The organism is Halomonas sp. WWR20 (genome assembly GCF_054602495.1).
Map to the genome: position 1 here is coordinate 150,221 of NZ_JBTRHR010000003.1, position 13,815 is coordinate 164,035.

The following is a 13,815-nucleotide window of genomic DNA, read 5'->3' on the forward strand; positions in this document are numbered from 1 at the left end:
CGATGGGGCTGACCATACTCTTTGGCCTGTTCTTCCTGGGGCTCATCGTGGGGGCGCCGGTCGCTTTCGCTGTCGGCTTGGCCGCCGTCGGGGCTTTCCTATACGAGGGCCTGCCGCTGTTCGTTGCCTTTCAACGTATCCTCTCGGGCATCTCGGTGTTCTCGCTGCTGGCGATACCGTTCTTCATCTTTGCCGGCGAGCTGATGCTGCATGGCGGCATCTCGGATCGCCTGGTCAAGCTGGCGTCTGCGGCCGTGGGCCGCATCCGTGGTGGGCTGGGGATGGTCAACGTCAGCTCATCGATGCTGTTCGGCGGTATATCGGGATCCGCCGTGGCCGATGTGTCGGCGCTGGGCTCGATCCTCATTCCCGTGATGAAAGAAAAAGGTTATGACGCTGACTACGCAGTCAATGTCACTGTCACTTCTTCCATTGCCGGGGTGGTCATTCCACCGAGCCACAACATGATTCTGTATGCCGTAGCCGCCGGTGGCGGCATCTCGGTCACCAAGCTTTTCATGGCCGGGATCGTGCCGGGTGTACTGATGTGTCTGGCGCTGGCCGTCGCCGTCTATCTGGTAGCGGTCAAACGTGGTTATGCCGGGGAGACGTTTCCCGGATGGCATGCGCTGATCGTTAGCTTCGCGGCCGCCTTGCCGGGCCTGATGACGGCGGTAATCATCGTCGGTGGGGTGCTTTCGGGCATTCTGACCGTGACCGAGTCGGGCGCCTTCGGCGCTATCTATGCCATCGTCGTCACGGCGCTGGTCTATCGTCAGCTGCGCTGGGAGCCTTTCAAGAAGGCGGTCTACCAGTCCGTGCGGACCACGGCGCTGGTGATGATTCTGGTGGGTTGCGCCTCGGCCTTCTCCTATCTGCTGGCGCTGTACAGCGTGCCGGAGCTATTGACTGAATCATTGCTTCACCTGTCCGACAACCCCTTGGTGATCTTGCTGCTACTGAACGTCCTGCTGCTCGGGCTGGGGATGATCATGGACATGGCGGCACTGATCCTGATCTGCACACCGATCTTCCTACCGGTGGCCATGCAGTTCGGGATGGACCCGATCCAGTTCGGCATCATCATGATGATGAACCTGGGCATTGGCCTGTGCACGCCGCCCGTCGGGGCCTGTCTGTTCGTTGGCAGCGTAATCGGCAAGATCAAAATCGAACAGACGGTGCGCACAATCTGGCCATTCTACCTGGCCCTGTTCGTCGTGCTGATGTTGGTCACTTACGTGCCCGCTATCTCGATGACGCTTCCCAACCTGATTGACTAGGGCGCCATGAAAATCGACACCGTAAAGACCCATATTCTCGATCATGCTCTGGATTCCGCCTTCGAGAGTGCCTCGATGCGCTTCGAGCGGCGCCAGCACTGCCTGGTCGAGATCGTCTGCGACGACGGCACGGTGGGCTGGGGCGAATGCCTGGGCCCGGCCAAGCCGAATGCCGCCGTCGTCGAGACCTACGCCGCCGGGTTGCTCGGGCGCAACCCACTAGAAACCGAGAAACTCTGGCTGGAACTCTATAACCGTCTTCGCGACCAGGGGCAGCGTGGCCTGACGATCACTGCCCTGAGCGGTATCGATATCGCGCTGTGGGACATCAAGGGGAAACACTACGGGGCCTCCGTCTCCGAACTGTTGGGTGGGCGTTTTCGCCATAGTGTGCGTGCCTACGCCACTGGCTCCTTCCGACGCGAAGGCGTCGATCGCGTTCAGGATGTCGCCGAGGAGGTCGCCGGCTATGCCCGCGAAGGCTTCCATGGCGTCAAGATCAAGATCGGCTTCGACGTCGAGGAAGATCTGCGTGTGATCGCCGCCGTGCGCGAGGCGATCGGCCCCGAACGGCGATTGATGATAGATGCCAATCATGGCTATGACCTGCTCGAGGCACTCAAGGTCGGCAAGCGGGCGCAGCCCTACGGTATCGATTGGTTCGAGGAGCCGGTATTGCCCGAGCAGATCGGTACCTATCACGCCGTGCGTGCCGGCCAGCCCATCCCGGTAGCCAGCGGCGAGAACTGGCATGGCCGCTACGCCATGCTCGAGCCGTTGTCGACGCGGGCGGTGGACATCGCCCAGCCCGATGTCTGCGGTATCGGCGGGTTTACCGAGATGCGCCGTGTCATTGATATGGCGGCGATGTTCGGTATTCGTCTGGTGCCGCATGTGTGGGGTACGGCGGTCTGCATCGCAGCCAGCCTGCAGGTCATGGCGGCCTTGCCGCCGAACCCGCCGCGCCGCGAACCCATCGAGCCGATCCTGGAATTCGACCGCACCCATAACCCGTTTCGCCAGGCCGTAGTCAAGACGCCGCTGGAGCATGACGGTGGTGTCGTAGCCATTCCCGATGGACCGGGCCTGGGTATCGAAATCGATCGCGATGCGTTACGACAACACGCACTGAAGGAGACATGAGCGTGACAGATATCCCCGCCAACACTCGTCCCCTCGATGGGCCGGCTCCTGTGCTGAAGGTACCGCCGGGGGCGACCGATTGCCATATTCATATCTATCTGCCGGGCTTCGAAGCGCAGCCCGGCGGACCAGCGATTGCCGAACTCGCTACAGTGGAGGACTACCGTCGGTTACAGCGGCGCCTGGGCCTGGAGCGTGTCGTCGTTACCCAACCCAATGCCTACCAGCGTGACAACAGCGCCTTGCTCGTGGCGCTCGATCAACTGGGTACGCAAGCCGCACGCGGCGTTGCTGCGGTGACCCCCGATACCCCGGCCAGCGACCTACAGGCCTGGCACGCCAAGGGCGTGCGCGGGGCGCGGATCATGAACCTGCCGGGCGGCGCGGTCACCAACGATGAAATGCTGGCCGTCGAGCAGCAGATCCGCCCACTGGGCTGGCACCTGATGGTGCAGTTCAACGGCTGCAAGCTGAATGACTATCTCGACGACCTGCGGCGTATCGAAGGCGAATACATCATCGACCACATCGGCAAGTTCATGCCGCCGGTACCGGCGGACGATGCCCGGGTCGACGAGATTCTGAGGTTGCTCGATCGCGGCAATGCCTGGTTCAAGATCTGCGCCGGCTATGAAGCCAGCCAGACCGGCGGCCCTGGCTACGCGGATATCGGGGCGATCGCCAAGCGGGTCATCGCGCATGCCCCCGAGCGCATCATCTGGGGCTCCAACTGGCCGCACGTCGGTGTGTCGCGCGAGCAATACCCCGACGATGCTGAACAGCTCGATGTGCTACTGCAATGGGCCGGGCCCGACGTGCATAGAAAGATTCTCGTCGATAATCCGGTGCGTCTGTACGGGTTCGACTGATTTTGGTTTATGACCATGAACGAAGGAGGAACACATGATCAATCAGCTTCTGGTAACCGGTGCCGCTGGCGGGATGGGGCGTCTCATCCGGCCGCAACTCGCAACGCTAGCAAAGCAGGTGCGCCTTTCGGATATCAGCGATCTGGGCGAGGCGGCCAGCCATGAAGAGCTGGTGACGTGCGACTTGGCGGACGCCCAGGCCGTCAGTTCGCTGGTGGAAGGCTGCGATGCCATCATTCATCTAGGTGGCGTCTCGCTGGAGAAGCCCTGGAACAGCATTCTTCAGGCCAACATCATCGGCACCTACAACCTGTACGAGGCGGCCCGGCATCATGGCAAGCCGCGCATCATCTTCGCCAGTTCCAACCATACGACGGGCTATTACGAGCGCACGCAGAAGCTCGATACCCAGGTCCCGCATCGTCCCGACTCGATCTATGGCGTCTCGAAGTGCTTCGGCGAGGATCTGGCCTGCCTCTACTACCATAAGTTCGGCATCGAGACTCTGAGTGTGCGCATCGGCTGGTGTCACCCCAAGCCGACCGATACCCGCAAGCTAGCGATCTGGTTGAGCGGCGAGGACTTCGTCGGCCTGGCGCTGCGCACCTTCTCTGCGCCGAAGCTGGGTTATACCGTCGTCTACGGCGCCTCGAACAACGCCGAGCAGTGGTGGGACAACAGCAAGGCATCGTTTTTGGGCTGGGTCCCCAAGGACAGCTCCGAGCCCTGGCGCGAAGAGGTTGAAGAGGCTGCACCGGGCATCGATCCCCAAGACCCAGCGGTAATTTATCAGGGAGGGCCGTTTGCGACTTTCGGTCATCCTGACGATTGAAACAGCGGTTTATAAAAGCCTTCATCTGATAGGATGGCTTGGTTAAAGAGGCGACACTTATTCTTGCCACCATGAGCAGGCAAGGACTATGCAATTGGCCAACTGGTTAGGAACAGTTATGAATGGTAAGCCCGATACGTTGGCAAACATGGCACATTTGAACGTACAGAAAATTTCCCGTGAGGGCAGCCTTTCATTGCACGTCGCCGACCAGTTGGAAAGCCTGATTACCGGCGGTAGCATTTCGGTCGGCCAGAAGTTGCCAACCGAGAATGGCTTGTGTGACGCCTTCGGCGTGAGTCGCACGGTCATCCGCGAAGCGATCACCCACCTCAAGTCCCTCGGCCTGGTAGAGACCCGGCGCGGCGTGGGTACGACGGTCATTCGCACGACGATTATAGAAGCTATGCCGGCAAAGCGCATTTCCCCTACCACGGTCGAGGATATTCTGCATGTTCTCGAGCTACGTCTGAATCTGGAGCCAGCGGCGGCGGAGTTGGCGGCCCAGCGTCACGATGATGAAGACCGAAGTGTACTGCAGGAGAAGCATGCCTCGTTCATCCGGGCCCGTGCCGAGAAATCACAGGCGCGCGTTGAGGATTACGAATTTCACTATGCTATAGCCGCAGCGACCAAAAATCCTTTTTTCAAGGCATTCTACGAGCAGTTGAGCCAGGGTGTCATTCCCCGCGCCAAGCTGATGAGCGTGGAAATCAATACCACGGCGACGGATAAATACCTCGACAGAGTGCAGCAGGAACATACTTATATTCTTGAGGCTATATTGGCGCGGGATGCCGCTACCGCCAAGGAAATGATGTTTCAACACTTGAACCGGGCGAGGAACATGTACGCGAAATACCAGGAATCATGAAGTAAGCCGCCAACGGCGACAGCCGAATAAGGACATCAGGCGCAGCAGGGATTGCCACGCCTGATTCTTCATTTCGATACAGCTCTATAGCCTGTTCGGGGCGGGCGGTGTCGATAGCGGCTCAAGCCCTTGGTTTGGGGATTACGGGGACATGTTTATCTAGAACACTGTTTTAGAAATAATTTGATAAGAAACTTTCATGCTTTATTCATTGAAGGAGTACTAATCTCATACTGTCCCGCCACCCTTAGGTAGGAGGCCGTATGTTCAACATGTCCCGACAAGTAGAGTGTCCCGGTTGCCACCAATTGGCATACTGGACAGGCGAACCAGCCCCTACCGATAAGCTTTTCTGCGAGCACTGCTATGCTTTCATCATAACCTACAACGATTACATTCACGGATTGATCCGCCGCGAGGTGGTACGTGTCATGGTCAAGTTCACTGATCCGGAGTCTGACTTTCAGCTCGGGTTACTCAAACGCGTACTGCAGCAAAAGAGCGACACTCGGCGCGAGTGCCACTGCCGTGTGAAAAGCGCTTATCGCAATGGAGGCCGAAGCTTTATGCCGTTATCGATACAGACGGCTTGGCCGCATCAGGAAGGGCACCGCTCATTGGGAAGCCTCTTACGTGGCGCTGAGCGTTGAGCTCGCACGGTATGGGGTGTGGAGACGCCGCTACGTTACATCGGGTGGTGGTTAGCGCAAGGGGTCTCCTGTTGTTTCGTTGCCCACGGCATGTGGCGGACAGGTCAAGACTTCCACAATTGGTTGATTGCTTTATTGCTAGAAAAAATTGCCTGAATTGTAACATGGCGGGCTAAGTATTTTGTCTAATAATCACGCTTCCAAGGATTACGCTCAGTATCCGAAGCGTTTTGGATTTCCTGCTGCATATCCCACGATGCCCATGGATCATCTTTTTCGGCTTCCGACTCCCCTAGGTACAGGAGGCAATACAGTCCAGCCATTGCCAAGATTAATAGGCCCCATGACACGACACGTTTCATTTTCTATTTTCCTGCGTTTCCAATTGTATGCATCAGCTTACACGCCGAACTTGTCGCTATGCGTCCAGAGCGGCCCATGCTTTCGTCTACCTAAAAAGGTCGCACTGGGTAGAACGTTGAGATGGGGTCAATTGATGGCTCGGAATCCCTGGGATAGCGGCAATTACTCGAGAAGGCGATGGCGCGAGTCTGACGCTGATCGAAGCACAGGAATTAGTCGGGCGAAGCTCGGCAGCGCCCTGGCGCTGGATCTTCCCGAGCGGCTCTGGGATCCGATGGCCCTGGGCGTGGGTGGGTACATTGATGGTGCTTCATTGAGGAGGCCACCTAAAACGTCAAAGGCAAGGACTTCTGGATCGGATCAGGAGTCACCGAATCCCCGTAGGCGGAAGGGCCACGCCGTGAGGCGCCGCCCATTCTGTCAATACAGGATTCAGCCCTGTCTCGACCCGGACTTAATGGCTCCCATGCGAGCACGCTCATGTTTTTCCTGAAGTGCCATGTAATCATTGATATCGAGGTTGCCACCATCACCCGCCAGAAAAACGCGGTTGCTTTCGATATAGCGCGTTGACTCGTCTCTGCTGAGCCCGACAATAACTTCATTGTCCTGGCTGTCGGTAGTGAGCATTCGTAGCTCGCCCATGTAATCGCGCTCTTCCTGGGTGAGATCAAGCTTATGCATGTAGGTCTCCTTTAACTCCTTTGCATGGCTACCGCTACAGCGTAGCCCAACTGTTTCGCGGCACATCGTGAAACGCCTGCCCCTACACGAGGCTGCACACCGAGAGACGTCCGAAAACCTTACGGCAGCACGAGTCGATTGGGGGATGATCGAGGAAGAATATCGCACTGATCATGTCCCGCTGCGTCAGCTTTCAGACTGCCATGGTCCGAGTAAGGCCACGATACGCAAGCGCGCCAAGCGATACCGGATCATCTTACCCTGACCGGCAATGACCGGTCCGTCTATAAGCCATGGCGCATGGACAGAGAGAATCGTTTTATACAGTGCCGTAAAAGGAGATGCGGAGAAGGACAAGCGTTAAAGTGATCCGAAAAATTCAACGGAATGGGATAGCGCAGAGGGCGTAGGAAGATCAATGCTTTGGCCTAAAAACAGGTGTTCAGGCGTTGGCTTGGGGAAAGGTTCTATAACGGTGAGCTTTATGGATGTTATAGAAAAGGGGTTTTTGTAGGCAGAAACGAAGAAGGGGAATCAGCCAAGTGACTGATTCCCCTTCGTATTGTGGCGGAGGGACAGGGATTCGAACCCTGGAAGGGCATTAACCCTTGCCGGTTTTCAAGACCGGAAGAGAGAAGGGGGGAATCTATAAGGAAAACAACAAGATATGTGGCGGCTCTATAACGTTATTGCGTTATAGGGATGGACTTTGGGCAGGTAAGGGCAAGGTTTGCGGCCGCTGCGGTTATAGGAAATCACCACCTTCCAGCTCCAGCGCAGTAACCGAGAGCACCTGCTTCTGGCGAATGTAAATCTGCGTAGTGCGTGCATCGGAGTGCTGCAGGTTGGTAGTAACATCGATGCCTTGGCGTTCGGCGTCAGTCGCATGCTTGGCGCGTAAATCGTGCTCGGTGAAGCGCTCCTTCAGACCACCTTCATTCATGGCCTTGCGCATGCCCCATTGCCAGCGCGTGTGAAACGAGTCCTTATTGTAGGCGTTTCCGTTGCGGTCGCAGAACAGAGTCGGCCCCTGACGCTTATTCTGAGCCTTCACCCAGGCGACGATCCGGCGCAGCTGTTCTGTCCAGGGGATGACAAACTGCTTACGCGTCTTGCTAGCGCGCATCACGATGCCATCGGGCAGAAGCTGGTCGAGCCGTAAGCTGAGGATATCCCTCTGCCGCAGCCCGGTGATGTACTTGAACATGGCGTAGTGCCGTACCCAAGGCGTGGTGTACTTGAGGAAAGTTGCGAACTCGCCATCCGTCACGTAACGATCCCGCGGCGCTACCTTGAGCTTCTCGACCGGGGCGGCCGGGTTGTGGTCGTACACTCCCCAGCGCTGGGCGAATTTGAAGATATGCTTGAGCAGGGATAGCTCATGATTGGCCTGAGTGCGGGATTGCTTGCCGCGTGCATCTAGATAGGCATAGACGTCGTGCACGGTAATGTCCTCAGGCTCGCATTCGCCGAATACCAGGCGCAGCCGCTTGAGCTCATCAAGGTTCGACTTCCTTGTCGCCTCACTCTCCTTGTGCGGAATAACTTCCGCTTCATAGCGATCGAAGAGCCTTCCCATTCCAGCCTTGGGGAATAATCGGGTCTCCCAACGTTCGAACTCTTCCCGGGCCTCTTGCTCTGTCGTGCCCAGCTTTACCCAGGTTTTACCGATAAGCTTGGCCTGACGGGGGTTGCACTTGTAGCGCCAGGCGCCATCCTTCCAGTAAATGCGTGGGATGCCGAGCTTGCTCATGTTCCTGCTAGTGCTCCGAAATTAGGTTTCTTCCTCTCGCTGATCTGGGCTGGAGCGCCACAGAACACCTCCTCGACGTGACGCCTCCCGACCAATGTGTCGCCGGCAGCATTCACCTTCCAGCGGATGCCGAGCGTGTCGAGTGTTTCGCGCTGCTCCTTGCCACGCTTGCGCCCGGTGAGTTGCTCCAGTTCTTCGGGGCTCAAAAAGAGAGGCTCCGTTGCCATGATGTCCTCCTGCTGGATGATCTGACAGGCCCCGGCAGGGCCGGGCACAAAAAAGCCGCCTCGAGGGCGGCGCTGTTCTGGTATGAAAACTGGGTAAAGCTATTCGGGCCTGAAGCCCCTGATCGAGGTGAACGTCACCACGTTTTCGGGTAGTTCCTCGGGTTCAGTATCGACGGATGCTTCGGCTCGCCGATTCCATACAGCGATGACTTCATGGCGTGGCACATGAGGACCGTAAAGGGCCGTCCCGATACCGCAAACGACACATTCGACGTTATGGGCGCCGCCGCTGTTGATATACTTCACGCTGGTGCTGCCACACATCGGGCAGTGCTTAAGCTCACTCATGTGCCATCGCCTCTATCTGTCGGGTCCACTGGCGCGCTTCTTCAAAGGGCGCTACGTTTTGTCTGAAAAGTTGGCCCGCATGTAACGCTCAACACAGGCCAGTCGTACATGCCTGACAGGGCACTATGCACCGGTATAGAGGCGATAATAAGCAATGTTTAATTGGATTTCACAACATTCAACGGTGATTATCGTCATCACCACGGGTAGCATCGTGCTTGTTCGTCTGATTTTTCTCTTGCTGATGTATGCAGGGCTTCGCAGTCAATGGCGCCCTCAGATAGTTATTGGTTACGGCAAGGCAGAAGATCATCTCTCACGGTTTGTTATAAGCAACATGAGCAGCGAAACAATCTACGTCGATGCCATTACTGCTGAGTTGCAGACCTCGGAAGGTCCCCTGTTTATTGATGTAACTGGGTTCAGTCCAAATAGCGAGGATGACGAAGATGCAAAAGAGTACAAGAGCCGCAGCGAGTCAGCGGAACAGGATAAAAGGAGTATCCGGCAAGGCCCGCTCGATTCGGACAGCTCCTTATATCTCGATTCCTTCAATACTCTAGCTAAGCGTATGGCTCGTGAGAAAGCTATTGAGATGAGTGGCCATCGCCCTAAAGGAGAACTAAGATTTCTCTCCCTCACCATACATCTGGTTGCGATTCATGGTCCGAAAGGAAATCCGGTCGGCGCAGAGCGTAGTTTCAAACTTGTAGACAGCGAACATGGATATGCTGTGACTCCGATGTCAGTGGAAACGAGACAGCTTACTTCAATCATACATCGCAAGCGGCTGCGCAAGTTCATGGTGGGATCTGGCTCATCACACGCATAATCGTTCGCCAGCCTTTTGATTATAGGATTGCCCGTTTGGTACAGAGGCGCGATCAGCTACCACGCCGAGCGGGCGCGGTCGCATGTGATGCAGTTCGCTCATGATGCCTCCTGTTTCGTTGCCTTCTCTATACTTTGTCTAGTAGTCACGCTTCCAAGGGTTGCGTTCATTATCCGAGGCTTTCTGTATTTCATCCTGCATGTTCCAGCGCTTCAGATCGTCAGCACTTTCAGGCTCGGAGGAAGGTAGAAAAAACAAATACAGGCCTGCGGCGGCGGCGAGTAAAAGGCCTAGCACAATTAACCGTTTCATTTCTGCACCTCGCGGCCATGCAGAAACCTTGAACCATCCTGTTCCATAGCATTTCCCTGCGCTTTGTAAATATATTGTAATTTTGGTTTTTATTTACAGTTTGCCTGCTATGGATAGGTAATCCATTGTCCTTTGGGCGTAATCGCTACGGAGGGAGGGCAAAAGGAGGCTGATGGGAATCTTCTCGCCTTGCTGTTGGTTATGCTGCCTGCGGCTTATTCTGTTGCGGCAACTCCGGATCCGCTTCGCCACCCAGCCCCTCGATCAATAGATCAACAGCGCTGCCCAGGGCCCCGGCCATCAGCACGAAATCCGTCTCCACGCGTAGTACCGGATCGTCGCCATCATCGGCCTGGCTGGCCTCGTCGAGGAGCGCATCGCTGAACCGCAGCGACTTGAGGGTGAGATCGTCGTGTAGTACCAGCGACACTTGCTCATCAATATGCATGGCCATGCGGGCCGCCTGGCGCCCGGCACCGAGGCAGGCCTGCACCTCGCCACCATGCAGATCCACTTGCTTGGCGGTAATCGCGCCCTCGTCGCCGGCCGGCGCCGTGAACATCGCCTGAGTACCCACCTCCAACCATGCCGGGCGAGTGCCGGGATCCCGTAGCCACTCCGTCATGGCTCGGCTCGGCAGCGTCTTGGTCGCCAGTGGCGTGACCTTGAGGCTGCCCAGTGTCTGGCGCAGCAGATCCAGCACATCCTCGGCTCGCTTGCGGCTCGTGGCGTTGACGGCGATCAGTCCGTGTGTCGTGTCCCACCACACGTCCAGGCGCTGGGTGCGGGTGAAGGCGCGGGGCAGGAATTCTTCGTAGACCTGCTCCTTGAGGGCCTGCTTTTCGGCTCGATACAGCGGCCTCCCCAGCGTGGATTCCTTTTCGGCAGCGCGATCCTCGACTTCATCCTTTACCACTGTTCCGGGCAGCAGGCGCTCCTGGCGCAGCGCGGTCAGCAACCGCTGGCCGTTCAACTCATGCACCAGCTGCTCGCTGCCTCGCCCTGCAGGCGGCGCCCAACCTATGCGCCGGGATTCGGTGGGGCCAACAGGGCGGAAAGCCATCTCAGGCAGGGCGCTTTCCAGCAGGGGCAGAGCGACGGCATCAGAGTGAAGCCGGTACAGGTGTAGGGTTTTGAACCACATGGGCTGTTCCTTATTGAGCGATAGCAAACATGTCGGACTGTCGTTGTGAGGCGACGACGCGAGGGGATAGCCATAAGGACTCCGTGCGGGTGACCGATCCACGCTGCCCCGAAGCCGCTACCTGACGCATCGATATGCCCCAGCCTTCCAACGCCTCGCGGTAGAGTTCGCTGTCATAGCCAGCGATCACCACGAAGCCCTCAAGTTGCGTAACGGCGGCGAGCAGTTCCCGGTGCTGGTCGTCGGTCATTTCGTGCCGGTAGTAGCGTCCACCGCCCGCAGTGCGGGTGCTCTTGAGATAGGGTGGGTCTACGAAGTGCAGGCAGCGCTGCCGGTCGTGCTTGCGCATGACCTCGATTGCCGGCCGATTCTCGATAATCACGCCACGGAGACGCTCGACGAATGCCGGGATGGTATCGGCATGGCGTAACCAGGCACCTGCTGGATGATCGGCACGTACGTCGGGATTCGAGAAGTTGCGGAAACCGCTACGGCCTTTCGTCGCCGCGGCGCTGCCAAAGCCAGCCGCCGCCCGAAACAGGGTGCGCCGGGCGCGCTCGACCTTGTCGTTGGTGTGCTCGTACGCCAGCTCGAATTCCTCACGGGCAAACGGGGTCAGGCGGCAAAGCTTGGCCAGACGCTGAGCATTCCAAGGATCCCGCAGCACCTGGAAGACATTCACGACGTCATCGTCAAGATCGTTGTAGACCTCGTACTCACTGCGCGGCTTCTGCAGCAGCACGCCCGCGGCGCCACCGAAAGGTTCAACTTAGGTGTCGTACTCGCGGGCATCGGGGAAATGTGACATCACCCACGGTGCGATGCGGAACTTGCCGCCGTGGTAGCGCATGACGGGGTAATTCATTAGACAGAGCTTCCTTAGGGGCCGCCTTACAGCGGGGGAATGAAGAAGAATGTAGCTAATTGTTGCTAGTCTCAGTCGTGATCAATATCTTTGGTGTTGAGCAGGCAATTAAAATTACGGGAGACACACATGAGCGAATACCTTTGCCCCGTCTGTGGCAGCACAGTAAACACGCCGGTCCTTGGCGCTGAAAACATTGACGGCATCTGCCAGTGCTGTGGACATAATTACAAGGGGCAATCACTCGATAGCTTCGATAAAATATCGTCCCTTTATGATTCTCCAATTGATAGGCATGTAGGGTCGCTCCCTGAGTTATCATCAATTCAAGAAATTGAAAAAATGGCCGAATCACCCTTAGTGCAGCACTTACGTGAATTTGAAGAATCACCAGTAATGAAGAGCTTGCGGGAATTCGAAGAGTCGTCAGTAATGAAGAGCCTGCGGGAATTCGAAGAGTCGTCAGTAATGAAGAGCCTGCGGGAATTCGAAGAGTCTCCAGTAATGAAGCATCTGCGGGAACTCGAAGAGTCGCCGCTCATGCAGCAGTTGCGCATGATGAACGAAACACCCATTGCTCAGCACATTAGAGAGATTGAAGAATCGTCACTGGTAAAATACTTGCGTGAAGTAAATGAATTTCCATCTAGCACAGTGTCCGATCTCGCCAGGTTTGATGAGCTAGCCTTTGGGCATAATAATATAAGCCGTTCAATTGCAGATAGTATTAATGGATTTCAGTCTGCCAGCCAAAGTTTGGCTGACATTATTACACCATTGAACGCTGCTGCAGGTTTCTCGCTACAAAGCAATTGGAGAGAAACCTTAACAAACCAGGTAGGGCGCCTTCATCTAGACTGGCTAGATACAAGCCCCACTAGATCGTTGGTTGGGTTTGCGCATTTGTCTCGGTTGCATGAGGCACTAGACTTTGAATCGCCGTTCTCAAGCTTAGTTAGCGACCTTGTCAACGAAGAGCTGGGCCGGCCTGAGAACGACGAAGGATATGTCGATGAGCCCAGTGATGAGCCGTTATTCGGTTTTAATGAAAGCCTAACAGCTTTCCAAGAGGATAGTTACAGCGAAGTCGTTATAACTGCGGGGTTTCAGTTAAAGCTACCAGATATTAAGTCAATAAATGGAATAAGTGATGGTGATAAAAGTGCTCAGTTTTATCCCGAGGCTGGCCCGATTGTTACTCATCTAGAATTAAGTTTACGCCATGCGGTGTGTCTCGTAGCAGGTAAAATCGGTGTTCCTTTCCATCAATTAGCTCCGGGCGACGTGCTATCGAAATGTAAGGAAAGAAGAGATATCTGTCGCCAAGCGAATGAGCCGGTTTTAGATCTTATTCACTATGCTGACTTTATGGACCTCCTGAAGCTAATCCAGCTAAAGAAAATGTGGAAAGGTGAATTTGAGAATGTATTTTTCAGCAGAGAAGATATAGTGAGCTCAATGCATAGAGTAAGCCTAACCAGAAACGCTATATTCCATTCGAGACCACTGCGGAAGGATCAATACTTAACTCTCGTTGTTGAGGCGCACCGTATACGTGAGAGCCTCAGGGCTGCCAAGCTTATTAATAATTAAATTACCATCCGGAAATCGAATGTACTCTCCGTCTAGGCCAGAA

The 13,815-nt window shown here is 56.1% G+C and carries 13 protein-coding genes and 1 pseudogene; 7 read left to right on the forward strand and 7 right to left on the reverse strand.

What is annotated here, in order from left to right:
- Positions 1–2: 2 nt before the first annotated feature.
- The 5 genes from ACW4DH_RS07055 (at position 3) to ACW4DH_RS07075 (ending at position 5,001) form a co-directional block, all read left to right on the forward strand.
- Positions 3–1,283, forward strand: a complete 1,281-nt coding sequence (locus tag ACW4DH_RS07055; protein ID WP_459635668.1) for a TRAP transporter large permease — start codon at positions 3–5, stop codon at positions 1,281–1,283.
- A gap of 6 nt (positions 1,284–1,289) precedes the next feature.
- Positions 1,290–2,426: a mandelate racemase/muconate lactonizing enzyme family protein gene (locus ACW4DH_RS07060; protein WP_459635669.1), complete on the forward strand. Its 1,137-nt coding sequence runs from the start codon at positions 1,290–1,292 to the stop codon at positions 2,424–2,426.
- A gap of 2 nt (positions 2,427–2,428) precedes the next feature.
- Positions 2,429–3,295 carry an amidohydrolase family protein gene (locus tag ACW4DH_RS07065; RefSeq protein WP_459635670.1) on the forward strand — a complete coding sequence of 289 codons (867 nt, stop codon included), beginning with the start codon at positions 2,429–2,431 and terminating at the stop codon, positions 3,293–3,295.
- 34 nt (positions 3,296–3,329) lie between these two features.
- A complete protein-coding gene (locus ACW4DH_RS07070; RefSeq protein ID WP_459635671.1) occupies positions 3,330–4,127 on the forward strand; it encodes an NAD-dependent epimerase/dehydratase family protein in 798 nt (265 codons plus the stop codon).
- 118 nt (positions 4,128–4,245) lie between these two features.
- Positions 4,246–5,001, forward strand: coding sequence for a FadR/GntR family transcriptional regulator (locus tag ACW4DH_RS07075; protein WP_459635672.1), 756 nt, complete (start codon positions 4,246–4,248; stop codon positions 4,999–5,001).
- Positions 5,002–6,446: 1,445 nt separating this feature from the next.
- On the opposite strand, the gene ACW4DH_RS07080 is transcribed toward ACW4DH_RS07075, so the two are convergent.
- The 4 genes from ACW4DH_RS07080 to ACW4DH_RS07095 all read right to left on the reverse strand — a co-directional run bounded on the left by ACW4DH_RS07080 (position 6,447) and on the right by ACW4DH_RS07095 (position 9,026).
- On the reverse strand, positions 6,447–6,698 hold the full coding sequence (locus tag ACW4DH_RS07080; RefSeq protein WP_459635673.1) for a hypothetical protein: 252 nt from the start codon (positions 6,696–6,698) through the stop codon (positions 6,447–6,449).
- Between the two features lie 745 nt (positions 6,699–7,443).
- Positions 7,444–8,451 (reverse strand): tyrosine-type recombinase/integrase, encoded by a 1,008-nt coding sequence (locus tag ACW4DH_RS07085; RefSeq protein ID WP_459635674.1) that lies wholly within the window; start codon positions 8,449–8,451, stop codon positions 7,444–7,446.
- Positions 8,448–8,678 (reverse strand): DUF4224 domain-containing protein, encoded by a 231-nt coding sequence (locus ACW4DH_RS07090; RefSeq protein ID WP_459635675.1) that lies wholly within the window; start codon positions 8,676–8,678, stop codon positions 8,448–8,450. Before ACW4DH_RS07090 ends, ACW4DH_RS07085 begins: the two co-directional genes overlap by 4 nt.
- Positions 8,679–8,777: 99 nt before the next feature.
- Entirely contained in the window at positions 8,778–9,026 is a 249-nt protein-coding gene (locus ACW4DH_RS07095; protein ID WP_459635676.1) for a Lar family restriction alleviation protein, read from the reverse strand.
- A gap of 154 nt (positions 9,027–9,180) precedes the next feature.
- Between ACW4DH_RS07095 and ACW4DH_RS07100 the strand changes: the two genes are divergently transcribed.
- A complete protein-coding gene (locus tag ACW4DH_RS07100) occupies positions 9,181–9,858 on the forward strand; it encodes a hypothetical protein (RefSeq protein ID WP_459635677.1) in 678 nt (225 codons plus the stop codon).
- Between the two features lie 138 nt (positions 9,859–9,996).
- Here ACW4DH_RS07100 and ACW4DH_RS07105 read toward each other — a convergent pair whose 3' ends face one another.
- From ACW4DH_RS07105 to ACW4DH_RS07115, 3 genes and pseudogenes are all read right to left on the reverse strand, one after another.
- Positions 9,997–10,170, reverse strand: coding sequence for a hypothetical protein (locus ACW4DH_RS07105; protein ID WP_459635678.1), 174 nt, complete (start codon positions 10,168–10,170; stop codon positions 9,997–9,999).
- Positions 10,171–10,369: 199 nt separating this feature from the next.
- A complete protein-coding gene (locus ACW4DH_RS07110; protein WP_459635679.1) occupies positions 10,370–11,314 on the reverse strand; it encodes a recombination-associated protein RdgC in 945 nt (314 codons plus the stop codon).
- Positions 11,315–11,324: 10 nt separating this feature from the next.
- Positions 11,325–12,071 (reverse strand): annotated as a pseudogene (locus ACW4DH_RS07115) (DNA adenine methylase); the annotation flags it as partial.
- A gap of 237 nt (positions 12,072–12,308) precedes the next feature.
- On the opposite strand from ACW4DH_RS07115, the gene ACW4DH_RS07120 reads away from it, so the two are divergent.
- Complete coding sequence (locus tag ACW4DH_RS07120) at positions 12,309–13,772, forward strand: hypothetical protein (protein ID WP_459635680.1); 1,464 nt, start codon at positions 12,309–12,311, stop codon at positions 13,770–13,772.
- Positions 13,773–13,815 lie beyond the last annotated feature (43 nt).

What these genes read in the sequence shown, in the direction of transcription:
- ACW4DH_RS07090 (WP_459635675.1), bottom strand. Translation starts at nt 8,678, where the DNA reads ATGGCAACGGAGCCTCTCTTTTTGAGCCCCGAAGAACTGGAGCAACTC.
- ACW4DH_RS07105 (WP_459635678.1), bottom strand. Translation starts at nt 10,170, where the DNA reads ATGAAACGGTTAATTGTGCTAGGCCTTTTACTCGCCGCCGCCGCAGGC.
- ACW4DH_RS07060 (WP_459635669.1), top strand. Translation starts at nt 1,290, where the DNA reads ATGAAAATCGACACCGTAAAGACCCATATTCTCGATCATGCTCTGGAT.
- ACW4DH_RS07110 (WP_459635679.1), bottom strand. Translation starts at nt 11,314, where the DNA reads ATGTGGTTCAAAACCCTACACCTGTACCGGCTTCACTCTGATGCCGTC.
- ACW4DH_RS07075 (WP_459635672.1), top strand. Translation starts at nt 4,246, where the DNA reads ATGAATGGTAAGCCCGATACGTTGGCAAACATGGCACATTTGAACGTA.
- ACW4DH_RS07055 (WP_459635668.1), top strand. Translation starts at nt 3, where the DNA reads ATGGGGCTGACCATACTCTTTGGCCTGTTCTTCCTGGGGCTCATCGTG.
- ACW4DH_RS07095 (WP_459635676.1), bottom strand. Translation starts at nt 9,026, where the DNA reads ATGAGTGAGCTTAAGCACTGCCCGATGTGTGGCAGCACCAGCGTGAAG.
- ACW4DH_RS07085 (WP_459635674.1), bottom strand. Translation starts at nt 8,451, where the DNA reads ATGAGCAAGCTCGGCATCCCACGCATTTACTGGAAGGATGGCGCCTGG.
- ACW4DH_RS07100 (WP_459635677.1), top strand. Translation starts at nt 9,181, where the DNA reads ATGTTTAATTGGATTTCACAACATTCAACGGTGATTATCGTCATCACC.
- ACW4DH_RS07120 (WP_459635680.1), top strand. Translation starts at nt 12,309, where the DNA reads ATGAGCGAATACCTTTGCCCCGTCTGTGGCAGCACAGTAAACACGCCG.
- ACW4DH_RS07070 (WP_459635671.1), top strand. Translation starts at nt 3,330, where the DNA reads ATGATCAATCAGCTTCTGGTAACCGGTGCCGCTGGCGGGATGGGGCGT.
- ACW4DH_RS07080 (WP_459635673.1), bottom strand. Translation starts at nt 6,698, where the DNA reads ATGCATAAGCTTGATCTCACCCAGGAAGAGCGCGATTACATGGGCGAG.